At 60.6% G+C, this 23497-nt stretch carries 21 protein-coding genes; 10 read left to right on the forward strand and 11 right to left on the reverse strand.

The window, feature by feature from the left end; translation table 11 throughout:
* Nucleotides 1-54: 54 nt before the first annotated feature.
* Entirely contained in the window at nt 55-684 is a 630-nt protein-coding gene (pncA, locus tag PMI30_RS06675; RefSeq protein WP_008012912.1) for a bifunctional nicotinamidase/pyrazinamidase, read from the reverse strand.
* A gap of 327 nt (nt 685-1011) precedes the next feature.
* Between pncA and PMI30_RS06670 the strand changes: the two genes are divergently transcribed.
* Together PMI30_RS06670 and nudC are read left to right on the forward strand one after the other, a co-directional pair.
* Nucleotides 1012-1824, forward strand: a complete 813-nt coding sequence (locus tag PMI30_RS06670) for a crotonase/enoyl-CoA hydratase family protein (protein WP_008012914.1) — start codon at nt 1012-1014, stop codon at nt 1822-1824.
* Between the two features lie 6 nt (nt 1825-1830).
* The gene (gene nudC / locus PMI30_RS06665; protein ID WP_008012917.1) at nt 1831-2661 is read left to right on the forward strand and encodes an NAD(+) diphosphatase; all 831 of its coding nucleotides are present in this window, start codon (nt 1831-1833) and stop codon (nt 2659-2661) included.
* Here nudC and PMI30_RS06660 read toward each other — a convergent pair.
* Both PMI30_RS06660 and PMI30_RS06655 read right to left on the reverse strand, forming a co-directional pair.
* On the reverse strand, nt 2629-3408 hold the full coding sequence (locus PMI30_RS06660; RefSeq protein ID WP_007900140.1) for a TSUP family transporter: 780 nt from the start codon (nt 3406-3408) through the stop codon (nt 2629-2631). The two genes, nudC and PMI30_RS06660, sit on opposite strands and share 33 nt — an antisense overlap.
* 223 nt (nt 3409-3631) lie before the next feature.
* The gene (locus PMI30_RS06655) at nt 3632-4870 is read right to left on the reverse strand and encodes an acyl-CoA dehydrogenase family protein (RefSeq protein WP_008012918.1); all 1239 of its coding nucleotides are present in this window, start codon (nt 4868-4870) and stop codon (nt 3632-3634) included.
* 334 nt (nt 4871-5204) lie between these two features.
* Between PMI30_RS06655 and sfnG the strand changes: the two genes are divergently transcribed.
* Nucleotides 5205-6299, forward strand: a complete 1095-nt coding sequence (gene sfnG / locus PMI30_RS06650) for a dimethylsulfone monooxygenase SfnG (protein ID WP_008012919.1) — start codon at nt 5205-5207, stop codon at nt 6297-6299.
* 114 nt (nt 6300-6413) lie between these two features.
* Here sfnG and PMI30_RS06645 read toward each other — a convergent pair whose 3' ends face one another.
* Complete coding sequence (locus PMI30_RS06645) at nt 6414-6890, reverse strand: nuclear transport factor 2 family protein (protein WP_008012921.1); 477 nt, start codon at nt 6888-6890, stop codon at nt 6414-6416.
* 56 nt (nt 6891-6946) lie between these two features.
* Entirely contained in the window at nt 6947-7510 is a 564-nt protein-coding gene (locus tag PMI30_RS06640; RefSeq protein WP_008012922.1) for a TetR/AcrR family transcriptional regulator, read from the reverse strand.
* 241 nt (nt 7511-7751) lie between these two features.
* Between PMI30_RS06640 and pssA the strand changes: the two genes are divergently transcribed.
* Nucleotides 7752-9095 carry a CDP-diacylglycerol--serine O-phosphatidyltransferase gene (gene pssA, locus PMI30_RS06635; protein WP_008012925.1) on the forward strand — a complete coding sequence of 448 codons (1344 nt, stop codon included), beginning with the start codon at nt 7752-7754 and terminating at the stop codon, nt 9093-9095.
* Nucleotides 9096-9229: 134 nt separating this feature from the next.
* On the opposite strand, the gene efeO (PMI30_RS06630) is transcribed toward pssA, so the two are convergent.
* The 4 genes from efeO (PMI30_RS06630) to efeU are packed head-to-tail and all read right to left on the reverse strand — an operon-like array spanning nt 9230 to nt 13438.
* On the reverse strand, nt 9230-10054 hold the full coding sequence (gene efeO / locus PMI30_RS06630) for an iron uptake system protein EfeO (RefSeq protein ID WP_008012927.1): 825 nt from the start codon (nt 10052-10054) through the stop codon (nt 9230-9232).
* A gap of 19 nt (nt 10055-10073) precedes the next feature.
* Entirely contained in the window at nt 10074-11372 is a 1299-nt protein-coding gene (gene efeB, locus PMI30_RS06625) for an iron uptake transporter deferrochelatase/peroxidase subunit (protein ID WP_008012928.1), read from the reverse strand.
* A gap of 18 nt (nt 11373-11390) precedes the next feature.
* Entirely contained in the window at nt 11391-12590 is a 1200-nt protein-coding gene (gene efeO / locus PMI30_RS06620) for an iron uptake system protein EfeO (protein WP_008012931.1), read from the reverse strand.
* 8 nt (nt 12591-12598) lie between these two features.
* The gene (gene efeU, locus PMI30_RS06615) at nt 12599-13438 is read right to left on the reverse strand and encodes an iron uptake transporter permease EfeU (protein WP_008012933.1); all 840 of its coding nucleotides are present in this window, start codon (nt 13436-13438) and stop codon (nt 12599-12601) included.
* Between the two features lie 266 nt (nt 13439-13704).
* Between efeU and PMI30_RS06610 the strand changes: the two genes are divergently transcribed.
* The 6 genes from PMI30_RS06610 (at nt 13705) to PMI30_RS06585 (ending at nt 20947) form a co-directional block, all read left to right on the forward strand.
* The gene (locus tag PMI30_RS06610; protein ID WP_008012935.1) at nt 13705-14721 is read left to right on the forward strand and encodes an AraC family transcriptional regulator; all 1017 of its coding nucleotides are present in this window, start codon (nt 13705-13707) and stop codon (nt 14719-14721) included.
* Between the two features lie 357 nt (nt 14722-15078).
* Nucleotides 15079-16743 carry an AMP-binding protein gene (locus PMI30_RS06605; protein ID WP_008012937.1) on the forward strand — a complete coding sequence of 555 codons (1665 nt, stop codon included), beginning with the start codon at nt 15079-15081 and terminating at the stop codon, nt 16741-16743.
* A 16-nt stretch (nt 16744-16759) separates the two neighbouring features.
* The gene (locus PMI30_RS06600) at nt 16760-17521 is read left to right on the forward strand and encodes an SDR family NAD(P)-dependent oxidoreductase (RefSeq protein WP_008012938.1); all 762 of its coding nucleotides are present in this window, start codon (nt 16760-16762) and stop codon (nt 17519-17521) included.
* Nucleotides 17522-17533: 12 nt separating this feature from the next.
* A complete protein-coding gene (locus tag PMI30_RS06595; protein ID WP_008012941.1) occupies nt 17534-18727 on the forward strand; it encodes an acetyl-CoA C-acyltransferase in 1194 nt (397 codons plus the stop codon).
* Nucleotides 18728-18920: 193 nt separating this feature from the next.
* Nucleotides 18921-20048, forward strand: coding sequence for an acyl-CoA dehydrogenase (locus PMI30_RS06590; protein WP_007900180.1), 1128 nt, complete (start codon nt 18921-18923; stop codon nt 20046-20048).
* Nucleotides 20049-20173: 125 nt separating this feature from the next.
* Nucleotides 20174-20947, forward strand: coding sequence for an enoyl-CoA hydratase (locus tag PMI30_RS06585; protein ID WP_008012943.1), 774 nt, complete (start codon nt 20174-20176; stop codon nt 20945-20947).
* Between the two features lie 100 nt (nt 20948-21047).
* Here PMI30_RS06585 and PMI30_RS06580 read toward each other — a convergent pair whose 3' ends face one another.
* Both PMI30_RS06580 and PMI30_RS06575 read right to left on the reverse strand, forming a co-directional pair.
* The gene (locus PMI30_RS06580; RefSeq protein WP_008012946.1) at nt 21048-22199 is read right to left on the reverse strand and encodes an acyl-CoA dehydrogenase family protein; all 1152 of its coding nucleotides are present in this window, start codon (nt 22197-22199) and stop codon (nt 21048-21050) included.
* A 3-nt stretch (nt 22200-22202) separates the two neighbouring features.
* Nucleotides 22203-23309 carry an enoyl-CoA hydratase/isomerase family protein gene (locus tag PMI30_RS06575; protein WP_008012948.1) on the reverse strand — a complete coding sequence of 369 codons (1107 nt, stop codon included), beginning with the start codon at nt 23307-23309 and terminating at the stop codon, nt 22203-22205.
* Between the last annotated feature and the right edge of the window lie 188 nt (nt 23310-23497).

Here is a 23497-nt window from a genome sequence, read left to right on the forward strand (position 1 = left end):
ACGGGGGCAAGCCCCCTCGCCACAGGGAATCACCCGTCACAGATTGTTGAGCGTTCAGCCGAGTATTTCGGTTGACGGAATCAACCCGACACCAGCCACTTGCATCCGGTCGATCGCTGCCGCCAGCGATCCATCCAGATCAATCGCCCGACATGCATCCATCACCACAAACGCATTGAACCCCGCCGCCCGCGCGTCCAGCGCAGAAAACATCACGCAAAAATCCAGTGCCAGCCCGACCATGTAAACCGTGTCGATGCCGCGCTCTTTAAGGTATCCGGCCAAGCCTGTGGTCGTGGTTCGATCCGCTTCCAGAAACGCCGAATAACTGTCGATGTCCGGATTGCAGCCCTTGCGGATGATCAGTTGGGCGTGGGGCAGGTCCAGTTCCGCGTGGAACTCGGCGCCGGGTGTGGCCCGTACGCAATGCTCAGGCCAGAGCGTTTGCTCGCCATAAGGTAACTGAATCACATCGTAAGGTTTGCGCCCCGGGTGGCTGGAAGCGAATGAGGCATGGCCGGGCGGATGCCAGTCCTGGGCAATGATGACCTGCTTGAACTGGCGACCCAGACGATTAATCAGGGGCACAATCAGGTCGCCCTCCGGCACCGGCAGTTGGCCGCCGGGGATGAAGTCGTTTTGTACGTCGATAACCAGTAAAGCTGCACGTGAAGAGATTGGCATGGGTGGGGTTCCTCCTTGGAAAGTCAGGTGCAAGCATAGTGATAACTTTGCTGGTGCGCTAAGTCGGGTTCATGAAATGGCTGAGTTTGTGGCGGTGAAGGGCAGTTGGGTCGGCGGTGTGGCCTTCGCGGGCAAGCCTCGCTCCTACAGGGGAATGGTGTCGGATACATAACACCCGTAGGAGCGAGGCTTGCCCGCGAAGAGGCCCGTCCAGACACCACAAAACCCGGAGCAGTCCCGCATTTGGCCGAACCGCTGCCTTACTGCCGGCACGGATGCCTTGTTATAGTTCTGGCCTCATATTCTGCCCGGTAAAGGATCACTGCCATGTCTCAATACACCGCCTTCAGCGTCGAATTGGCCGATAACATCGCCCATGTGCAGATCAACCGCCCGGAAAAGATCAATTCGATGAACGCCGCGTTCTGGAGCGAGATCATCGAGATTTTCCAGTGGATCGACGATACCGATGAAGTCCGGGTGGTGGTGCTCAGTGGTGCCGGCAAGCATTTTTCTTCGGGCATCGACCTGATGATGCTGGCCGGTGTGGCCAATGAACTGGGCAAGGATGTCGGCCGCAATGCGCGCCTGCTACGGCGCAAGATCCTCGCGCTGCAAGCCTCGTTCAATGCCGTCGACAATTGCCGCAAACCGGTGCTGGCGGCGATTCAGGGTTATTGCCTGGGTGGCGCCATCGACCTGATTTCGGCCTGCGACATGCGTTACGCCGCCGAGGACGCGCAATTTTCCATCAAGGAAATCGACATCGGCATGGCAGCCGATGTGGGCACTTTGCAACGCTTGCCACGGATAATCGGTGACGGCATGCTGCGTGAACTGGCTTACACTGGTCGCACCTTTGGCGCCGATGAAGCGCGCAACATCGGCCTGGTCAATCGCGTCTATAGCGATGCCGCCAGCCTGCTTGACGGCGTGATGGGCATTGCCCGCGAGATCGCCGGCAAGTCGCCGATTGCTATCACCGGCACCAAAGAGATGATCAGCTACATGCGCGACCATCGCATCGACGACGGCCTCGAATACGTCGCCACCTGGAACGCCGCCATGCTGCAATCCACCGATCTGCGCGTGGCCATGGCCGCCCATATGAGCAAACAGAAACCCGAATTTCTGGATTGATTAACCATGATTTCACGCTGGACCACCGCAGTACTGGACACCGATCAACCCGGCGGCTGGGCCGTGGCGCGCAGCCCCGAAGGTTTTTTGTTCGATGACAATGGCGCGCTGTTTCCACGGGAATGGCTCAAGCGTCAGGACCTGTCGATTCTCGCCGAGCATGGCATCGGTCACCTGGATGGCGAACCGGTCTATTTGCTGGAGCTGCGCAGTCACTGCGAAGTGCCGGGCTGCAACTGGAAAGGCCTGCGAGCGTTCATGCTCGAGGACGATCACACCGTCTACAAGGTGCTCGGCTATGCCGCGCAAATCGGTACCTGGGCCCGTGAACACCGTTTTTGCGGCAATTGCGGGCAAGTGATGAGCCAGGTGCCGCGTGAGCGGGCGATGTACTGTGAGCCGTGTGATATACGCCACTATCCGCGCATTTCACCGAGCATGATCGTGCTGGTGACCCGTGGCGACGAGGTTTTGCTGGCTCGTTCGCCGCGTTTTGTCGCCGGGGTCTACAGCACGTTGGCGGGGTTTGCCGAGCCGGGTGAGTCTGCCGAGGACTGCCTGATTCGCGAGGTCCGCGAAGAGGTGCGGATCGAGGTCAAGAACATCCAGTACATGGGCAGTCAATGCTGGCCGTTCCCGCATTCGATGATGCTCGGTTTTCACGCCGAGTACGCCGGGGGCGAGATTGTCTGTCAGGAAGACGAGATCGAAGACGCCCAGTGGTTCAACGTGCACGAGCTGCCGCCGTTGCCGGCGTCTCGCTCGATTGCCCGTTACCTGATCGACGTCTACGTGGCGCGGCGCTTAGGCCACGCTGAACCAGTGCTGCCAGGCTAACCGGACGGTCAAGCCGAGCACCACGGTGATGAACACCGGGCGAATGAACTTCGCACCGCCGCTGATGGCGGTGCGCGCACCGAAGAAGGCGCCGACCATCACCGACAGGCCCATGCTCAGGCCGATGATCCAGTCCACTTGGCCGGAAAATATGAACACCGACAGCGCTGCGATGTTGCTGACGAAGTTCATGCTGCGCGCCACGCCGCTGGCCTTGACCAGGTCGATGGGGTAGAGCAGCAGGCTGCTGACGGTCCAGAACGCTCCCGTTCCCGGACCGGCCACGCCGTCGTAGAAGCCGAGGCTGAAGCCTTGGGTCGATTGCCACTTTTTCTTGATCGGTGCGTCGCTGTCCAGCGGCGCCTTCGGTGTGCCGCCGAACAACAGGTACAGGCCACAAGCGAAAACGATCACCGGCAGCATCTTGTTCAGCCATTCCGCCGGCAAGTAATGAGCGACTACGGCGCCGGTGAGCGCACCCACCAACGTGCCGACGATCGCGTGCGTCCATTGCCGAGGATGGAACAACTTGCGCCGGTAGAAAGTGAAACTGGCCGTGGCTGAGCCGAAGGTCGAACTGAGCTTGTTGGTGCCCAGCACCAGATGCGGCGGCAGGCCGGCAGTCAGCAGCGCCGGAGTGGTCAACAGACCGCCACCGCCGGCGATGGCGTCGATGAAACCGGCAATGAAAGCGACGAGGGCCAGGACGGCCAGGGTAGTGAGGTCAACGCTGAGTTCGAAAGGCATGGAATGGGCTTATTCGGCAGGGCGCAGAAGAGGGCTGCGAGGAAGGCCGGTATCTTACCTATAACCACTTCTTGCGGCGACCTGTCTGGCCCTTTCGCGGGCAAGCCTCGCTCCTACAGGAGCGATGGTGAGCCGATCTTGGGCACGCCTCGTTCCTACAGAAAATCACGCGATCCTGTAGGAGCGAGGCTTGCCCGCGAAGGCGTCCCGCCCCGACGACACATTATTTGTGCTGCGGCCCATTACCGATCTGCCATACAAACGGCGGTTCAGTCCCGTTAATCGCCCAGTCCCCGACAATCCGCGCCTTGTAGATCACCGGATTGTGCGATGACACGGTCCGCGCATTGCGCCAATGCCGGTCCAGCGATTTGCCTTCGCGAACATCCGAAGCGCCCAAGGCATTGAACAACGACGTGGTCGCGCGCTGGATCAATTCCGAGACCACCACCTGAGCCTTCGCCGACTCGATCTCCGCTGCCACATTCGCCGCGCGCTCCAGCGCTTCATCCCCCGAGAACCGCGCCAGATAAGCCCGTTGCGCCGGTTGCGCAGCCTTCAAGGCACTGGCTTCGGCGGCATACACCCACGCGGCCACTTCACCGACAACCTGCTGCACTTGCGAGTCCTCGCTGACCCGTTGTGCATTGCCGTGGCTGTAGATGCGTTTACGCTCGCGTACCTGATGCGCCACATCGCGCAACGCGGCGCGGCCAATCCCGGCCAGGGTCGCCAGCAGCACCAACTGATAAAACGCCGTCTGGTATTTGAATCGGGTGGCGAAATCGATGATGTTCTCGGCGTCCACTTCCGCCTCGATAAACCGCGAAGTGCCGCTGCCCGTGGTGCGCTGGCCGAAACCGTCCCAGTCATCGCTCTGCACAATTGCCGGTTGGCGTGTGCGGACGGCAGCGATCACATCGCCGCCGGTATCGCTGCGTTGGGCATAGACATCGATCCAGTCAGAGAAAATGCTGCCGGTGCTGTAGAACTTCTCGCCGTTGAGCCGCCACCGATCGCCGTCGGGCGAGACCTTGGTAATCACATCACCGATCGCTACGCTGCCGATTTCGGTCCAGGCGCACCCGACGATATCGCCCTCCACGAAGCGTTTGAACCAGACATCCCGAGCCGGCCCCGGTGCCGCGTTCAAACGATCCTCGGCAAAGGCGAAATGCCCGCGCAAAGCCTGGGGCACGTTGGAATCGGCTTCGGCCAGTTCGATCAGCAGCTCGAACAGCTGCGGCAGAGACGCGCCGCCACCGCCATATTCAACCGGCACCCGCACCGCACCGAAGCCGGCGTCCTTAAGCCATTGAATCGGTTCGTAAGGCAGGCTACGGGTTTGCTCGCGCTCAACGGCACCGGCGGCGATGCGCTGGAAGATCGGCCGAAAACGTGCGGCCAACGCTTCATAGTCAGTGCCGGTGGACAGCGGGTTGATTACTTGATGTTCGGTCATGGGACAGCTCCTTGGAACGGCAGTGAGTGCCATAGGGGATTGCACGGACCATGCCGAAGCTCGCAGACCCTGGTTTACTGGATGTTGTGGATTTCGGTGTGGCCTGAATTGTTGTTGTGCCAACAGTGCATCAGCAAATTGCTCCAGCACATCACATACCTGTGGCGAGGGGGCTAGCCCCCGTTGGACTGCGCAGCAGTCCCTTTTTTGGGGCCGCTACGCAACCCAACGGGGGCAAGCCCCCTCGCCACAGTTCGCGCGCGCCTCAAGATTCAGCACTGGCACGGTTGCTGCTCTGGCCTCAGGACTTCCCTGAAAACCCGAGGACACGCCAATGAGTCAGCAATCCGTCAAATTTGCCTACTGGGTGCCGAACGTCAGCGGTGGGCTGGTGGTCAGCAAGATCGAGCAGCGCACCCACTGGGGCATCGACTACAACCGCAAACTGGCGCAACTGGCCGAAGAAGCGGGGTTCGAATATGCCCTGACCCAGATTCGTTTCACCGCCGGTTATGGTGCCGAGTTCCAGCATGAATCCGTTGCCTTCAGCCATGCACTGTTGGCCGCAACGACCCAGTTGAAAGTCATCGCGGCGATCCTGCCGGGGCCATGGCAGCCGGCGCTGGCGGCCAAGCAACTGGCGACCATTGATCAACTCACCAACGGCCGGGTGGCGGTGAACATTGTCAGCGGTTGGTTCAAGGGTGAGTTTCAGGCCATCGGTGAACATTGGTTGGAACACGACGAACGTTATCGCCGCTCCGAAGAATTTATCCGCGCATTGAAGGGCATCTGGAGCCAGGACAACTTCACCTTTCGCGGCGACTTCTACCGCTTCGACAACTACAGCCTCAAACCCAAGCCGCTGGGTCAGCCGGAAGTCTTCCAGGGCGGCAGTTCCCGTGCGGCCCGGGACATGGCGGCGCGGGTTTCGGACTGGTACTTCACCAACGGCAACACCCCCGAAGGCATCAAGGCCCAGGTCGACGACATCCGCACCAAAGCCGCTGCGAACAATCATTCGGTAAAGGTCGGGGTGAATGCCTTCGTCATCGCACGAGACACCGAAGAAGAAGCGCGGGCGGTGCTGGCGCAGATCATCGATCAGGCCGACCCGGAAGCCGTGAATGCGTTTGGCGATGCGGCAAAGCAGGCGGGCAGGGCGTCACCCGAGGGCGAGGGCAATTGGGCAAAATCAACCTTTGAAGATCTGGTGCAGTACAACGATGGTTTCAAGACCAACCTGATCGGCACACCACAACAGATTGCCGAGCGGATCGTCGCGTTGAAAGCGGTGGGCGTGGATTTGGTGCTGGCGGGGTTTCTACACTTTCAGGAAGAAGTGGAATACTTCGGGAAGCGGGTGTTGCCGTTGGTGCGGGAACTGGAAGCGAAGGCGGCTGTAACGCCGCAAGCCGCGGTCGCCTGAACACCAAAAAAACATTGTGCGAGCCTGCTCGCGATGACGGTTGAACATCCAACAAACAAGTTGACTGTCAGATTGCTATCGCGAGCAGGCTCGCTCCCACATTTGGATCAGTGTTTACAGGCCCAGATCGGACAAGCCCGGGTGATCATCCGGCCGGCGGCCCAGCGGCCAGTGGAACTTGCGGTCGCTTTCCTTGATCGGCATGTCGTTGATGCAGGCGTAACGGTTGAACATCAAGCCGTTCTCGTCGAACTCCCAGTTCTCGTTGCCGTAGGAACGGAACCAGTTACCCGAATCGTCATGCCATTCGTAGGCATAACGCACGGCAATACGGTTATCGCCATGGGCCCAGAGTTCCTTGATCAGCCGATAGTCCAATTCCTTGGCCCATTTACGGGTCAGAAAACCTTTGGCTTCTTCGCGGTTGTGAGCGAACTCGGCGCGGTTACGCCACTGGGTGTCCAGGGTGTAGGCCAGGGACACCCGTTCCGGGTCGCGGGAGTTCCAGCCGTCTTCGGCCAGGCGAACTTTTTCGATGGCCGATTCACGGGTGAATGGCGGCAATGGCGGACGAACTTCGGCAGTAGACATATTAAGTCTCCCTATCAAATTAACGTACAAGCAAGTTGTCGGGCTTATTAAAAGTGTTACAGGTCCAATAACTTTCGCGCCATGCATTGCGCATTATCGGCGGCACTGTGATCACCCATCACAAGCGCTACGGTAATGGCACCGTCGATCAGGATCAGCAGCTGTTTGGCCAGCGTCTCCGGGTCTGTTGCGCCATGTTCGGTACAGAGCTCGCGCACGTAGTCGAGCAGCTTCTGTTTGTGGTCTTTGGCGACCAGGCGAACCGGGTCTTGCGCATCACCGGTTTCGCCGCTGGTGTTAATGAATGCGCAGCCGCGGAAGCCTTCGGAGGCGAACCAGGCCTTGAGCACGGTAAACAGGTTGAGCAGCCGGTCGGCCGGGCTCTCGGCCTTGCCGACTTCGCTTCGATACCAATGCATCCAGCGCACATCGCGGCGTTGCAGGGCCGCGACGGTGAGCTCCTCCTTGTTGGCGAAGTAGCGGTAAATACTTTTTCTGGAAACGCCGGCGGTTTTCACCAGAAGATCCATGCCCGTGGCAGCGATGCCACTTTTGTAGATCAACTTTTCGGTGACATCCAGAATGATGTCGCGTGTGTCATTGCTAGTGATTTCGTTCATGCGGCCAACAGTAGAATGATCGTTCTCCTTGGTCAAGCAGTTATTTGTGGTGACTGTGAAATTGTCTTCGCGGGCAAGCCTCGCTCCTACGGGATTTGTGCAGTCACAATTATCCCGAACGATGAAAAACCGTAGGAGCGAGGCTTGCCCGCGAAGAGGCCTTTACAGACACTAACAAGACCCAAACCGATCCATGGTGTAAGCTCTCGGGTTCTTCGGATTCGACCCTTTTGCGAGCCCTATGCCGTCGCTTTTCAAACGCTCTCTGCTGCCTAAACTGCGCAGTTTTCCGCTGACCGCCGATGCTGTCACCATCCTTTCTGGCGCCGCCGAGTTCCGTCGTTGCCTGCTGGAAAAAATCGCCCAGGCCACCCAGCGCATCTATATCGTCGCGCTGTACCTGCAACAAGATGAGGCCGGCCAGGAAATCCTCGATGCCCTGCACGCGGCCAAACTGGCGCGCCCGGAACTGGACGTGGTGGTAGTCGTGGACTGGCTGCGCGCCCAGCGCGGTTTGATCGGTGCGGGCAAGCAGCCGGGCAACTCGGCCTGGTATCAGGAAACCACCCGCACCCACGAAAGCGTCGTGCCGGTGTACGGCGTGCCGGTGCAGACCCGCGAGCTGTTCGGCGTGCTGCATTTGAAGGGCTTCGTGATCGACGATTGCGTGCTCTACAGCGGCGCGAGCCTGAACAACGTTTACCTGCATAAATTCGACAAGTACCGTTTCGACCGCTATCACCTGCTGCAGAACCACGCGCTGGCCGATTCGATGCAGCACCTGATTCAGCACGGTCTGATCGCCTCCAAAGCGGTGCATCGCCTCGACCTGCCGAACCTGCCGACCACTCGCAGCCTGCGCAACGACATCGGTGACCTGCGCAGCCGTCTCAAGCACGCGGCGTACGACACCACGGCGGGCAGCACGGCGAAGGGCGGTTTATCGGTCAGTCCCTTGCTCGGCGTGGGCAAGAACAACCCGTTGAGTCGAGTGATCTGCGAGCTGATCGCCAGCGCCCAACATCAGCTGACCATTTGCACGCCGTACTTCAACCTGCCGCTGGCGGTGACCCGGGAAATCAACCGTGCCCTGGCCCGTGGCGTGAAGATCGACATCATCGTCGGCGACAAAACCGCCAACGACTTCTACATTCCGCCAAGCGAACCGTTCAAGGTGATCGCGGCGCTGCCGTACCTTTACGAAATCAGCCTGCGGCGCTTCGCCAAGCGTCATCAACGCAGTATCGACAGCGGCAAGCTGAACCTGCATTTGTGGAAGGATGGCGATAACACCTATCACCTGAAGGGCATGTGGATCGATCAGCGCTATACCTTGCTGACCGGCAACAACCTCAATCCACGGGCGTTCCGTCTCGACCTGGAAAACGCGCTGCTGATCGATGATCCGAAAGGTGAGTTGCTGGAGCCGCGTGGCAATGAACTGGCGGAGATTTTCCAGCACACCAGCCGCATCGAGCGGTATCAGGATCTGGAAACATTGCCGGATTATCCGGCGGGAGTGGCCAAGTTTCTCAAGCGTGTGAGCCGGGTAAGGATCGAGCGGTTGTTGTATCGGATTTTGTGAGGATTAACACGGCGTGGCGGGTGTGGCGCCAGTAAGGACGCCTTCGCGGGCAAGCCTCGCTCCTACAGAGGAATGCAATCAACCGTAGGAGCGAGGCTTGCCCGCGAAGAGGCCCGCTCAGACGCTACAAAAACTCAGTTCAACCCCAACTTCCCCCGCAACATCGACAAATCCTCGGCCAACGTATTCACCGGCCCGACCAGCGCCTTGCGGTCACTGTCCTTCACCTTGTCATACGTCTCAAAACCACCCCCCGTGGTTTTGTACTTGGCCAACGTCTTGTTCACCGTGGCGAAGTTCTTGTCGACCTTGGCCATGAACGCCGCGTCCTGCTTCTCGATCTGCGGACGGAACAGGTCGACGATTTTCTTCGCGCCGTCGATGTTGCCCTGGAAGTCATAAAGGTCGGTGTGGCTGTAGCGGTCTTCCTCACCGGAAATCTTGGTGGCGGCCACTTCTTCAAGCAACGCGGCAGCACCACCGACGACTTTTTCCGGCGGGAAGGTCAGGCCGGCGACGCGGGTTTGCAGGTCTTTCACGTCTTTGTTCAAGCCGTCGGCCAACTCGTCCAGGCCCTTAGTGCTGTTCTCCGAGAACAGTGAATATTCGAGGCGATGGAAACCGGTGAAGTCTTCAGCCTTCACACCTTTTTCGTGGTCGTCGACACGGGAGTCGATGGACGCATCGAGGTCACTGAACAGCTCGGCAATCGGCTCGATGGACTCGTAGTAAACCCGGGTCGGCGCATAGAGTTTTTTCGCGGTGGTCAAGTCGCCTTTTTTCACCGCATCGGTGAATTGCTGGGTGTGGCTGGCCAGTTCATCCAATTGTTCGGTGACGTAGATCTTGTAGTCCGAGATCGGCCCCACCAACTCCAGCGGCGCTGTTGCCGCGAAAGCTAAAAGCGGGGTATTGAGCAAACCAAGGGTCAGCAGTAACGCGAGGGGCGACTTTTTCATGGGGCGGTTCCGTAAGGGCCTATGCAGTGGTTTTTTGCTGTGTGGCATTCAGAAGCGAGCGACCGATGAAATCCTTGTCATCGGTCACACCAGGCAAGGTGAAGAAGTACCCGCCGCCGACCGGTTTGAGGTATTCCTCCAATGGCTCGCCGTTGAGTCGGGTTTGCACGGTGATGAAGCCTTTTTGCAGGTCTGCCTGGTAGCAGATGAACAACAAACCCATGTCCAGCTGACCGTTCTTGTTCACGCCGTTGGAGTAGTTGAACGGCCGGCGCAGGATCAGGTTGGCCTGGGTCGCGGCGGTGCGCGGGTTGGCCAGGCGAATGTGGGCATCGAGCTTGGTCAGCTTGCCTTGCGGGTCCTTGGCGTAGTCCGGGACCTGGGTTTCGTGTTCGCCATCCATCGGTGCGCCGGTGCTCTTGACCCGGCCGAGGATGCTTTGCTGTTCTTGCAGCGGCGTGCGGTCCCAGCGTTCGACGAAGTTGCGGATGATCCTCACCGCCTGATAACTGCCGTTGACTGCCCAGGCCGGTTCGTCGCTGCCAGGCTGGACCCAGACGATGCTGTCCATGGCCTTGGCGTCGTTGGAATCGGGGTTGGCAGAGCCGTCGCGAAATCCCAGAAAATTGCGCGCGCTTTGCGCCGGTACACCGGATTTCGCCGGGGCTTGGGGCGGCACGCTGCCTTCCTGTTTCCAGCGCACCAGCAACAGGTCCGGCAGGTTTTTCACGATGTCGCGCAGGGCATGGATGTTTGTGTCAGCGGTGTTGGAACAGAACTGCAAGCTCAGGTCGCCATGGCAGCAGTCGGCCTCCAGCGCATCGTTGGGGAAACCGACCATGCGGCTCAGCCGCTTGGGCTTGGCGCCGGCCAGACCGAAGCGTTCGTCGAACAGCGACTCGCCTACCGAGACGGTGATGGTCAGGTTGTCCGGCGTCACCACCGGGCCAAGAATCCCTGAATCCAGTGGCGGCAGTTTCGGATCAACCTGGGCCACCGGGCCGCCCTGCATCAAAAACGCGATGCGTTCGTTGAGCGTGCGAAACAGCCGCTGCAGATCTTCACGGTCGCTGGCCAGCACGTCGAACGACACCAGCATGCCCGATGCCGGACGCGGGGTGACAATGCCGGTCTGGTGCTTGCCGTGGAACGCGTGGCGGTCCTCGGTTTTGTCGCTGCTCGGCGCTTCGGTGACTTGCGCGGGGTTGGCGGCCATGGCCGGGCAACTCAGCGCCGAACCGGCTAATGCCACACCGACGGCACCCATGCCCATCAAGACGCGACGGCGTTGTGCTGAAAACTGTTCTGAGTCGTTCATGTGAAAGTGGTCTTCTGCTTACAGGCCGGAAAGGCCAAGGGCGGGATCGATTCCATCGAGTGCATCGGCCAGAACCTTGGCCTTGTCGGCGATGTGCTTGCGTTGCTCGGCGCTGACGGTGTCGTAGCTGGCGTAGCCATCCTTGACCTTGAAACCGTTGAGTTCGGCATCGAAGGCAGTGATCGCGCTGTCGATTTTCGGCAGCAATTGGGCAGCGGATTTGCTCAGCAATGGCCGCAACAGGTCGACGACTTTGCGGGTCGCGTCGAGGTTGGCGGCAAAGCCGTTCAGGTCGGTGTGGCTGTAGCGTTCTTCTTCACCGCTGCTGGCCCGAACATCGGCGAGGCTGTTGAGGTTGCGCACCAGAATGCCCACCCATTGTTCTGGCGGCAGCGACTGGGCCAGCAGTTGCTGTTTGAGGGTGGTGACATCGCTGATCAGGCGCTGGGCAACGGGCGTCAAACCGTCGAGGTTGCGTTGCTGGAACAGTGCGTACTCAAGACGGTGGAAACCAACGAAACCCGGATCCTGCTCGCGCTTGTCGAAGTAATCGGCGCGGGCGTTGATCGCATTGTCCAGCTCCGCCAGGCGCTGGGCCGCTGGAGCCAGCCGTTGATAGGCGGCGCGCGCCGGCACATACAAGGCTTGCGCCTGGCTCAGGTCGCCGGCGTCGATCGCTTGCTCAAGGACAGTGACGGCTTTGATCAGCGCCGTGCTCTGGCTGTTCAGGTAGACGCGGAACTCCGACAGCGGACCAATGAACGCCACCATCGATGGGCGTGCTTTGGCCGCCGCATCGGAGGCGGCAGTCGGGGTGACATGCAAGGTGCCGCGTGGATTGCTCAGCAGGCCACAAGTGATTGCATAGTCGCCAGGCAGCAGGTTGGCGTTGATCACCTGGCTCAGGCCGGGGGCGATGTTCTCGCGCTCTTCGACCACCAGCACCCCGTCGAGGATTTCCCATTCGACGGCACGGTCCGAGCGGTTGACGATGCGGAAACTGGCGCGACCAGCCGGGACCGTCAGCGCATTTGGCTCGCAGCTGTGCGGGTGAATGATCACGACCACTTCGTCATGGTTAGTCTGGCGCTTGGCCGCGGCCATTTTCGAGGCGTAGTAGAACAGGCCGCCGGCAGCGATCATCACGATCACCGAGCCGGCCACCGCCCAGCGCAAGGCGCGGGGAGGGGAGGCCTGGGGAGTGGCTTGATTTGGCATGGGTGCCCTTACTGACTGGAAACGGAAGAGGGTGTTTGTGCGGGCGCGGCAGCCGGCAGAAAAAACATCAGCAGCGCCACCAACAGATAAATCAGATACGCCCCGAGGGTGCTGACGGTTGGCGTGTCCTGATAGCCAAACATCCCCGCCAGCACCGAGCCCAGCGGGCCGTCCATCGGCAGCATGGCGCTGAAGTCGAAGAGCACGGTTTGCAGGTGATTCCACACGCCGGCTTCATGCAGCGCCTGCACCGAATTGGCGAGAATCCCAGCGGCCACCACCAGGATGAACAGCCCGGTCCAACGGAAAAACGCCGAGAGGTTCAGGCGCATGCTGCCGGTGTAGATCAGGAAGCCGATGATGATCGCCAGGACCAGGCCGAGCAGGGCGCCAATGGGTGCCGCCGGGCCTTCGCTTTGCTGGAACACCGCGAGCAGGAAGAACACCGTTTCCAGACCTTCCCGGGCTACAGCAAAGAACACCATGGCGATCAGCGCGGTGACCTGGTGTTTGGAACCGGTCAACGCGTGATCGAGGGAAACGTGCAGCGAATGCTTGATTGAACGCGCCACCTTGCGCATCCAGAACACCATGGAACTGAGGATGCCGACCGCCACCAGACCGACCACACCTTCAAACATTTCTTGCTGCTTTTGCGGGAATTCGGCGCTGACCAGTTCCAGGCCTCCGCCCACCAAAAGGGCCAACGCTGCTGCGAGAAATACGCCGATCCACACGGCCGGCATCCACTGGCCGCGACCGGTCTGTTTGAGGTAACTGGCGATGATGCCAACGATCAGCGCGGCTTCAATGCCTTCGCGCAGCATGATCAGAAAAGGAACGAGCATTCAGCACCGGAGGGGAATTAGATAGGGTGCTAATTTGTAACATGATGAAACTTATTCTCATATGGCACTGATTGCCATTTGGCTGAACCTAAGCTGAACAACCCTCGATATCCTGTAGGAGCGAGGCTTGCCCGCGAATCAGACAACTCGGTCTTTCAATGACACCGCGTCATCGTTCTTCGCGGGCAAGCCTCGCTCCTACGGAATCGGTTCGCTGTGCGCTAATATGCCCACCACTCAAACTCGAACAAGGCTCACCTCGGTCAATGTCGGAAAAAGACACCATCTCCATTCAACTGGTGCGTGAAGCGCTGTTGCAAAGTTGCGCCCCGGGCGCTGCCACCGAAGAGGTGTTGAACAAGGTCGGCATCGATCCGGCGCTGCTGGAAACCACCGACGCCCGTGTTCCGGCCACCGCCTATGCGCGGTTGTGGCGCTTGCTGGCCCGGCGCGGGGACGATGAGTTTTTTGGCATGGACCCGCGCAAGCTCAAGTCCGGCAGCCTGGAGTTTCTCTGTCGTTGTTCGATGGTTCAGCCAAGCCTGGCTGCCGGGCTGACCGCGGGGCTGAGCTTTCTGTCGTTGATGCTCGAACGCATGCCCGCGCAATTGGTTCGCCAGCAAAGCCTGGCGGAAATCGTTCTGCTGGAGGACGACGAAGACCCGCGCCGCGCCTTCACCTATTTCACTTACTGGATGATCGTGCACGGCGTGGCCTGCTGGCTGGCGGGGCGGCGGATACCGATCCTGGCCATCGAGTTGCGTTGCCCGGCGCCGGATTTTTGTGATGACTATCGGGTGATGTTCTCCGAGAACCTGCGGTTCGACCGGCCGCGCACACGGATGATTTTTTCGGCCGATTGCCTGGATTTGCCGATCAAGCGCAGCCCTGAAGAACTCAAACGCTTCCTGGCCCATGCGCCGGCGAACATTCTGGTCAAGTACCGCGATCCCGAAAGCCTGGCCAGCCGGATCAAGCACGATCTGCGGCAACTGCCCGCCGAGCACTGGCCGGAAACCGAGGCGCTGGCGCAGCAACTGTGCATGTCGGCCTCGACCTTGCGCCGACGTTTGGCTGAAGAGGGCCAGACGTATCAAGGGCTCAAGGACAGCGTGCGCAAGGAGTTGGCCATCGTCTGGCTGGCCGAACCTGCCATCAGCTTCGCCGAAATCGCCACCCGTTTGGGGTTTGCCGATGCCAGCTCGTTCTACAAGGCGTTTCGCAAGTGGTCGGGGTCCAATCCGGGGCATTATCGGAGTTTGATTCTTAACGAGGCTGACTGATCCGGACCTTGTGTCGATTGGTCTGGCGCCTTCGCGGGCAAGCCTCGCTCCTACGGGGGGCAGTGGTGAACCACTTAACGGAGCTGACTGAACCGGATTTCGTGTCGATTGGTCTGGCGCCTTCGCGGGCAAGCCTCGCTCCTACAGGGGGCGGTGGTGAACTTGGCGATCCGGGACCTGTAGGAGCGAGGCTTGCCCGCGAAGGCGTCCGTCCAGGCGACGCATCCCTTGAACCTTGGCCAAACCAGTCACACAACTTGATAGCTTTGACCATTGTCCCGCTCCCCCCGCAGAGCGAGTATTTCCCTGTTGTTTACGGTTCCCCCAACCTAATAAAAACACACAGGGATTCTGGCAATGCGCGATTACTTGTCTGCCACGTCACAGTTCAATTATCAGCACACCGTCGATGCCGCGCTCACAGGGTCGTTGAGCGCGCTCAATGCCTGCGTCGAGTGTTGCGACCGGCATGCCTTGCCGGGGCGCATCGCGCTGTTCTGGGAAGGCCGCGACGGCGCCAGCGCGACCTACACCTTCAGCGACTTGCAGGACAAAGCCGCGCGCTTCGCCAATTTCCTGCTGGCCCAGGGCGTGAAGAAGGGCGATAAAGTCGCCGGCCTCCTGCCACGCAACATCGAATTACTGATCACCGTGTTCGCCACCTGGCGCATCGGCGCGGTCTATCAGCCGCTGTTTACTGCCTTCGGCCCGAAAGCCATCGAACATCGTCTGAGCAGTTCCGGCGCCAAAGTAGTGGTGACCGACGCGGTCAACCGCCCGAAACTCGCTGAAGTGGCCGACTGCCCGACCATCGTTACCGTTGGCGGCGCCAAGGGCCAGGGCATCGTCCGTGGCGACTTCAGTTTCTGGGCCGAACTGGCCAACTACTCCAATGTCTGCGAACCGGTATTGCTGACCGGTGAAGACCCGTTCCTGCTGATGTTCACCTCGGGCACCACCGGCCCATCGAAAGCGCTGTCGGTGCCGCTCAAAGCGATCGTCGCGTTCCAAAGCTATACCCGTGACGCGGTGGATTTGCGCCCCGAAGACGCGTTCTGGAACGTCGCCGATCCGGGCTGGGCCTACGGCATCTATTTCGGCGTCACCGGGCCGATGGCGATGGGGCATCCGATCACCTTTTACGATGGCCCGTTCACCCTCGAAAGCACCTGCCGGGTGATCAACAAATACGGGATCACCAACCTCACCGGTTCACCCACCGCCTACCGCTTGCTGATTGCCGGTGGCGACGAGTTTGCCCGCTCGATCAAGGGCAAGCTGCGCATCGTCAGCAGCGCCGGCGAGCCGCTGAACCCGGAAGTGATCCGCTGGTTCGCCGATAACCTCGGCGTGGTGATTCATGACCATTACGGCCAGACCGAACTGGGCATGGTGTTGTGCAATCACCACGGCCTCGATCATCCGGTGCACGTCGGCGCTGCCGGTTTTGCCTCGCCGGGCCACCGCATCGTGGTGCTCGACGACGAATACAAAGAACTGGGCGTCGGTCAGCCAGGGATTCTGGCCATCGACCGGACCCAGTCGCCGATGTGCTGGTTCGGCGGTTACGAAGGCGCACCGACCAAGGCCTTCGTCGGCAACTATTACCTGAGCGGCGATACCGTCGAGTGGAACCCGGACGGCAGCATCAGCTTCGTCGGCCGCAGCGACGACGTGATCACCACCTCCGGCTACCGCGTTGGTCCGTTCGACGTGGAAAGCGCGCTGATCGAACACCCGGCAGTGGTCGAAGCGGCGGTGATCGGCAAGCCCGATCCGGAGCGCACCGAGCTGGTCAAAGCCTTCGTCGTGCTCAGCCCTCAATACCGCGCCGAACCTGCACTCGCCGAAGAGCTGCGCCAACACGTGCGCAAGCGTCTGGCGGCACACGCGTACCCCCGTGAAATTGAATTTGTCAGCGAATTGCCGAAAACCCCAAGCGGCAAATTGCAGCGCTTTATCTTGCGCAACCAGGAAATCGCCAAGGCTCAAGAGGCCACCGCGAAGAACGTTTCAGCTTGAATCCAAGGAAACAATGATGCAGATCGAAAACAAGGTTTTTCTCGTCACCGGCGGTGCGTCCGGCCTCGGTGCCGCCACCGCTGAAATGTTGGTGGCTGCCGGCGCCAAGGTAATGCTGGTGGACATGAACGCCGAAGCCGTCGCGGCCCAGGCTTCACGTCTGGGCGCGCAAAGCGTGGTGGCCGACATCAGCAATGAAGCGGCTGCGCAAGCGGCGGTGCAGGCGACGGTCAAAGCGTTTGGCGGCCTCAATGGCTTGGTCAATTGCGCCGGCATCGTCCGTGGCGAGAAGATCCTCGGCAAGAACGGCCCCCATGCACTGGCCAGTTTCAGCCAGGTGATCAACGTCAACCTGATCGGCAGTTTCAACATGCTGCGCCTGGCGGCGGCGGCCATCGCCGAAACCGAAGCCAATGAAGATGGCGAGCGTGGTGTGATCATCAACACCGCTTCGGCCGCAGCCTTCGACGGCCAGATCGGTCAGGCCGCGTATTCGGCGTCGAAAGGCGCGATCGTCAGCCTGACCTTGCCCGCCGCACGTGAACTGGCACGCTTCGGTATCCGCGTGATGACCATCGCCCCGGGCATTTTCGAAACGCCGATGATGGCCGGCATGACCCCGGAAGTGCGCGAGTCCTTGGCCGCTGGCGTGCCGTTTCCACCTCGCCTGGGCAAGGCGAGCGAGTACGCCGCGCTGGTCAGGCATATCATAGAAAACAGCATGCTCAACGGCGAGGTGATCCGTCTCGACGGTGCTCTGCGCATGGCCGCCAAATAAGGAGGATTAGACATGACACTTTCCAACGATCCGATTGTTATTGTCAGCGCCGTCCGCACCCCGATGGGCGGTTTCCAGGGCGAACTGAAAAGCCTGACCGCGCCGCAGCTGGGCGCCGCGGCGATTCGTGCTGCCGTTGAGCGTGCCGGTGTTTCCCCTGAATCCGTAGAAGAAGTGCTGTTCGGCTGCGTACTCTCCGCCGGCCTCGGCCAGGCCCCGGCGCGGCAAGCGGCACTGGGCGCCGGGCTGGATAAATCGACTCGCTGCACGACACTGAACAAGATGTGCGGCTCGGGCATGGAGGCCACGATCCTGGCCCACGACATGCTGATCGCCGGCAGTGCCGATGTGGTCGTCGCCGGTGGCATGGAAAGCATGTCCAACGCGCCGTACCTGCTGGACCGCGCCCGCAGCGGTTACCGCATGGGCCACGGTCGGGTGCTCGATCACATGTTCCTCGATGGCCTCGAAGATGCCTACGACAAGGGCCGCCTGATGGGCACCTTCGCCGAGGATTGCGCCGAAACCAACGGTTTTACCCGCGAAGCGCAAGACGCCTTTGCCATCGCTTCGACCACTCGCGCCCAACAGGCGATCAAGGACGGCAGCTTCAACGCCGAGATCGTGCCGCTCACCGTGACCGTCGGCAAAGAGCAGGTGCTGATCAGCCACGACGAACAGCCACCGAAAGCCAAACTGGACAAGATTGCCTCGCTGAAACCGGCATTCCGCGACGGCGGCACCGTGACGGCGGCGAACTCCAGTTCGATCTCCGACGGCGCGGCGGCATTGGTGTTGATGCGGCGTTCCGAAGCAGAGAAACAAGGCCTGAAACCGCTGGCGGTGATTCATGGCCACGCCGCATTTGCCGACACGCCGGGGCTGTTCCCGGTGGCACCGGTGGGCGCGATCAAGAAACTGATGAAAAAAACCGGCTGGTCGCTGGACGAAGTCGAGTTGTTCGAAGTCAACGAAGCGTTCGCGGTGGTGAGTCTGGTGACCATGACCAAACTGGAAATCCCCCACGAGAAGATCAACGTCCACGGTGGAGCCTGCGCCTTGGGCCACCCGATCGGTGCGTCCGGCGCGCGGATCCTCGTGACCTTGCTCTCGGCCCTGCGCCAGAAAGGCCTGAAACGCGGCGTTGCAGCGATCTGCATCGGCGGCGGCGAAGCCACGGCCATGGCTGTTGAGTGCCTGTACTGAAACTGACGCTATCCCATTGTGGGAGCGGGCTGTGGCGAGGGGGCTTGCCCCCGTTGGGCTGCGCAGCGGCCCCAATAATCTGCGAGCGCTGCGCACTCGAACGGGGGCAAGCCCCCTCGCCACAAGGCGCTCCCACAGGTTCAGCGTTTCAACCAGGCATTTTGTGCGTTAGGCTCATTTTTAAGGACTTGGCATGATTCCCAATGACGAACAACTCCAGATCAGCGACGCGGCCCGGCAGTTTGCCCAGGAACGGCTGAAACCGTTCGCCGCCGAATGGGATCGCGAACATCGCTTCCCCAAGGAAGCCATCGGCGAGATGGCCGACCTGGGCTTCTTCGGCATGCTGGTGCCGGAACAGTGGGGCGGTTGTGACACCGGTTACCTGGCCTACGCCATGGCCCTGGAAGAAATCGCTGCCGGCGACGGCGCCTGCTCGACCATCATGAGCGTGCACAACTCGGTGGGTTGCGTGCCGATTCTCAAGTTCGGCAACGACGATCAGAAAGAACGCTTCCTCAAGCCTCTGGCCAGCGGCGCGATGCTCGGTGCGTTTGCCCTGACCGAACCGCAAGCGGGCTCCGATGCGAGCAGCCTGAAAACCCGCGCCCGGCTCGACGGCGATCACTACGTGTTGAACGGCTGCAAGCAGTTCATTACCTCCGGGCAAAACGCCGGGGTGGTGATCGTGTTTGCGGTGACTGACCCGAGTGCCGGCAAGCGCGGGATCACGGCGTTGATCGTGCCCACCGATTCGCCGGGCTATAAAGTCGCGCGAGTCGAAGACAAGCTCGGTCAGCACGCCTCCGATACCTGCCAGATCCTCTTCGAGGATGTGAAAGTGCCGGTGGCCAATCGACTGGGCGAGGAGGGCGAAGGCTACAAGATCGCCCTGGCCAACCTCGAAGGCGGCCGTGTCGGCATCGCCTCGCAATCGGTGGGCATGGCCCGTGCCGCGTTCGAAGCAGCCCGCGACTATGCCCGTGAACGCGAGAGCTTCGGCAAGCCGATTATTGAACACCAGGCGGTGGCCTTCCGGCTGGCGGACATGGCGACCCAGATCGCCGTGGCCCGACAAATGGTGCATTACGCGGCGGCGTTGCGCGACAGCGGTAAGCCGGCGCTGGTGGAAGCATCCATGGCCAAGCTGTTCGCCTCGGAAATGGCCGAGAAGGTCTGCTCCTCGGCGTTGCAAACCCTTGGCGGTTACGGTTACCTGAACGACTTCCCGCTGGAGCGGATTTACCGCGACGTGCGGGTGTGCCAGATCTACGAAGGCACCAGCGACATTCAGCGCATGGTCATTTCGCGCAATCTTTGAGAAGGAACCCCGATAGGAGCTGCCGAAGGCTGCGATCTTTTGATCTTGCTCTAAGAAAATCAAGATCAAAAGATCGCAGCCTTCGGCAGCTCCTACGGGGATCGAGTGTTTATCAGGAGTCATATATGAGCTACGAAACGATTTTATTGGAGATCAAGGACCGCGTTGGCCTGATTACCCTCAACCGTCCGCAAGCCTTGAACGCGTTGAATGCGCAAATCGTCAGCGAGCTGAACCACGCCCTCGATGGCCTGGAAGCTGATTCGAACATTGGTTGCATCGTGCTGACCGGCTCGAAAAAAGCCTTCGCCGCCGGTGCCGACATCAAGGAAATGGCCGAGCTGACCTACCCGCAGATCTACCTCGACGACTTGTTCAGCGACAGCGATCGAGTGGCCAACCGCCGCAAGCCGATCATCGCCGCGGTCAACGGTTTCGCCTTGGGCGGTGGTTGTGAACTGGCGTTGATGTGCGACTTCATTCTGGCGGGCGACAACGCCAAATTCGGTCAGCCGGAAATCAACCTCGGTGTGCTGCCGGGCATGGGCGGCACTCAGCGTCTGACTCGCGCGGTGGGCAAGGCCAAGGCCATGGACATGTGCCTGAGCGGGCGTTTGATCGATGCGGTGGAAGCGGAGCGTTGCGGCATCGTTGCGCGCATCGTGCCGGCGGATGAGCTATTGGAAGAAGCGCTGAAAGTCGCGGCACTGATTGCCAAGAAGTCGCTGCCGATTGCGATGATGATCAAGGAAAGCGTCAACCGCGCGTTTGAAGTCAGCCTGTCGGAAGGCGTGCGTTTTGAGCGTCGGGTGTTCCATGCGGCGTTTGCGACGCAGGATCAGAAGGAAGGGATGGCGGCGTTTATTGCCAAGCGTGAGGCGGAGTTCGTCGGCAAGTAATGCGGCGTCCTCGCGGACGTCATCGCGGGCAAGCCTCGCTCCTACAGAGGATATGTATTCCCCTGTAGGAGCGAGGCTTGCCCGCGAAGCTTTTTAGCCATCACACCAAGTAGTTTTTCAACTCCCGGGCAATCACCATCCGCTGTATCTCGCTCGACCCTTCATAAATCTGCGTGATCCGCGCATCCCGGTAGTAGCGCTCCACCGGGTAATCTTCCAGATACCCATACCCGCCATGAATCTGTATCGCCGACGAGCAGACCTTCTCGGCCATTTCCGAGGCAAACAGCTTGGCCTGTGAAGCCTCCGACAGACACGGCTTGCCGGCACTGCGCAACCGCGCGGCGTGCAGGATCAGCAAACGTGCAGCATTCAGACGGGTGTGCATGTCGGCCAGCATATTGGCGATGCTTTGGTGCTCGATGATTGGCTTGTCGAACTGCACCCGATCCCGCGCATAAGCCAGCGCCGCTTCGAACGCTGCCCGGGCGATGCCCAGGGCTTGCGCGGCGATGCCAATGCGGCCGCCTTCGAGGTTGGAGAGGGCGATGGCCAGGCCTTTGCCGCGTTCGCCCAGCAGATTGGCCTCGGGAACAGTGCAATTGTTCAAGGTGACGGCGCAGGTATCGGAAGCGCGGATGCCCATCTTGTGTTCACTGCGGTCGACGATGAACCCCGTGGTTTCGGTCGGCACCAGGAACGCTGAGATGCCGCGCTTGCCCAGCTCCGGATCGGTCACGGCGAAGACAATCGCCAGTTTCGCCCGTTTGCCGTTGCTGACGAATTGCTTGGCGCCGTTGATCACCCACTGGCCATCGCGCAATTCGGCGCGGGTGCGCAGGTTATGCGCTTCGGAACCGGCCTGGGGTTCGGTGAGGCAGAAGCAACCGATGGCCTGGCCGCTGGCGAGGTCTGGCAACCATTGCTGTTTCTGCTCTTCGGTGCCGTAGTTGAGCACCGGCCCGCAGCCCACGGAGTTGTGGATGCTCATCAGCGCACCGGTGGCGCCGTCACCGGCGGAAATCTCTTCCACCGCCAAGGCGTAGGCGACGTAGTCGACATACGTGCCGCCCCATTCTTCGGGCACCACCATGCCCAGCAGACCCAGTTCACCCATCTTCGCCACCAGACCGTCATCGATCCACCCGGCCTTTTCCCAGGCCTGTGCGTGGGGCGCGATTTCGCCACGGGCAAAATCCCGGGCCATGTCGCGGATCATCACTTGCTCTTCGCTCAATTCGATATCGTGCATGGCTCAGCTCCCGCTCTGGTCGAACCCGGTGAAAAAACTCGCCACGTGCCCGGCGTCCAGCGCCTGCAGAGTCGGCGGGTTCCAGCGCGGGCTCTTGTCTTTGTCGATCAGCAAGGCGCGCACGCCTTCGATCAGGTCGCCGCGTTCGAACCACTGGCGATCCAGGTGCAGTTCGAGGGCGAAGCACTGTTCCAGGCTCAGGCGCCGACCGCGCCGCAGCATTTCCAGGGTCACGCCCATGGCCAGCGGTGAACGGCTTTCCAGCAAATCGGCGGTGGCCATGGCCCACTCGTGGCTATCGGCGACGGTCACTGCACGCAGTTGTTCCACCATACTCGGCACATCGGGCAGGGCGAAGAAGTGATCGATGGCCGGCCGCAATGCCGCTAATGGTGCCGCCGGCAGTTGTTGCACGGCGAGTTTCGCCAGCACACCTTGAAGGTCCTTCAACGGCGTTTCGTGCCATTGGAGCTGATCGAGTTGCTCGTCCAGAGTGCCCAGCTTGTTGCTTTCCAGGTACCAGTCGGCCAGGCCGCAATAGAGCGCATCGGCGGCGCGAATCTGCACGCCGCTGACACCGAGGTAAATACCCAGTTCACCGGGAACGCGCGGCAGAAAATGGCTGCCACCGACATCCGGGAAATAACCGATGGCCACTTCCGGCATCGCCAGACGGCTGCGCTCGGTGACCACGCGCAAATCGGCGCCTTGCACCAGCCCCATGCCACCGCCCAGCACAAAACCGTCCATCAAGGCCAGGACCGGTTTGCGATAGTGATGGATGGCGAGGTCGAGGGCGTATTCCTCGACGAAGAAGTCTTCGTGCAGGGTGTCGCCGCTTTTGAAACTGTCATATAGCGAGCGAATATCGCCGCCGGCACAGAACGCTTTCTCACCAGCGCCGCGCAACACCACCGCGTGCACCTGCGGATCCTGTGCCCAGGCATCGAGCTGCTGTTGCAGGCTGCGAACCATGTCCAGGGTAATGGCGTTTAGGCCGGCGGGGCGATTGAGGGTCAGGTGACCGATGTGATTGCGAACCTCGGCCAACACTTCGTTTTGCGTGGCATCCATGGACTGTGTTGCCGGGGATGAAACCTGAGCAGTCATCACTAACTCCCTGCTTTTATTGTTCTTTATAGGACGCTCGCGCGCGAGCGATGCTGGATCGTAACAGTGCAAATTTGTGATGTACAACCGGGATATGTGCAGCGTTAGTTTGCGTTTTTGCCTTAAGGCAAGATCAAAGGATCGCAGCCTTCGGCAGCGCCCGCCAAGGCGCGTAGGAGCTGCCGCAG

The organism is Pseudomonas sp. GM50 (assembly GCF_000282375.1).
Lineage (GTDB): Bacteria > Pseudomonadota > Gammaproteobacteria > Pseudomonadales > Pseudomonadaceae > Aquipseudomonas.

Excerpts from the sequence above, each read along its gene's own strand:
- PMI30_RS06655 (WP_008012918.1), bottom strand. The coding sequence starts at position 4,870 with ATGACCGAACATCAAGTAATCAACCCGCTGTCCACCGGCACTGACTAT.
- PMI30_RS06580 (WP_008012946.1), bottom strand. The coding sequence starts at position 22,199 with ATGCACGATATCGAATTGAGCGAAGAGCAAGTGATGATCCGCGACATG.
- efeO (WP_008012931.1), bottom strand. The coding sequence starts at position 12,590 with ATGCCAAATCAAGCCACTCCCCAGGCCTCCCCTCCCCGCGCCTTGCGC.
- PMI30_RS06660 (WP_007900140.1), bottom strand. The coding sequence starts at position 3,408 with ATGCCTTTCGAACTCAGCGTTGACCTCACTACCCTGGCCGTCCTGGCC.
- PMI30_RS06600 (WP_008012938.1), top strand. The coding sequence starts at position 16,760 with ATGCAGATCGAAAACAAGGTTTTTCTCGTCACCGGCGGTGCGTCCGGC.
- PMI30_RS06575 (WP_008012948.1), bottom strand. The coding sequence starts at position 23,309 with ATGACTGCTCAGGTTTCATCCCCGGCAACACAGTCCATGGATGCCACG.
- efeO (WP_008012927.1), bottom strand. The coding sequence starts at position 10,054 with ATGAAAAAGTCGCCCCTCGCGTTACTGCTGACCCTTGGTTTGCTCAAT.
- pncA (WP_008012912.1), bottom strand. The coding sequence starts at position 684 with ATGCCAATCTCTTCACGTGCAGCTTTACTGGTTATCGACGTACAAAAC.
- PMI30_RS06670 (WP_008012914.1), top strand. The coding sequence starts at position 1,012 with ATGTCTCAATACACCGCCTTCAGCGTCGAATTGGCCGATAACATCGCC.
- PMI30_RS06590 (WP_007900180.1), top strand. The coding sequence starts at position 18,921 with ATGATTCCCAATGACGAACAACTCCAGATCAGCGACGCGGCCCGGCAG.
- PMI30_RS06640 (WP_008012922.1), bottom strand. The coding sequence starts at position 7,510 with ATGAACGAAATCACTAGCAATGACACACGCGACATCATTCTGGATGTC.
- PMI30_RS06585 (WP_008012943.1), top strand. The coding sequence starts at position 20,174 with ATGAGCTACGAAACGATTTTATTGGAGATCAAGGACCGCGTTGGCCTG.
- nudC (WP_008012917.1), top strand. The coding sequence starts at position 1,831 with ATGATTTCACGCTGGACCACCGCAGTACTGGACACCGATCAACCCGGC.
- PMI30_RS06645 (WP_008012921.1), bottom strand. The coding sequence starts at position 6,890 with ATGTCTACTGCCGAAGTTCGTCCGCCATTGCCGCCATTCACCCGTGAA.
- sfnG (WP_008012919.1), top strand. The coding sequence starts at position 5,205 with ATGAGTCAGCAATCCGTCAAATTTGCCTACTGGGTGCCGAACGTCAGC.
- PMI30_RS06595 (WP_008012941.1), top strand. The coding sequence starts at position 17,534 with ATGACACTTTCCAACGATCCGATTGTTATTGTCAGCGCCGTCCGCACC.
- efeB (WP_008012928.1), bottom strand. The coding sequence starts at position 11,372 with ATGAACGACTCAGAACAGTTTTCAGCACAACGCCGTCGCGTCTTGATG.
- PMI30_RS06605 (WP_008012937.1), top strand. The coding sequence starts at position 15,079 with ATGCGCGATTACTTGTCTGCCACGTCACAGTTCAATTATCAGCACACC.
- PMI30_RS06610 (WP_008012935.1), top strand. The coding sequence starts at position 13,705 with ATGTCGGAAAAAGACACCATCTCCATTCAACTGGTGCGTGAAGCGCTG.
- pssA (WP_008012925.1), top strand. The coding sequence starts at position 7,752 with ATGCCGTCGCTTTTCAAACGCTCTCTGCTGCCTAAACTGCGCAGTTTT.
- efeU (WP_008012933.1), bottom strand. The coding sequence starts at position 13,438 with ATGCTCGTTCCTTTTCTGATCATGCTGCGCGAAGGCATTGAAGCCGCG.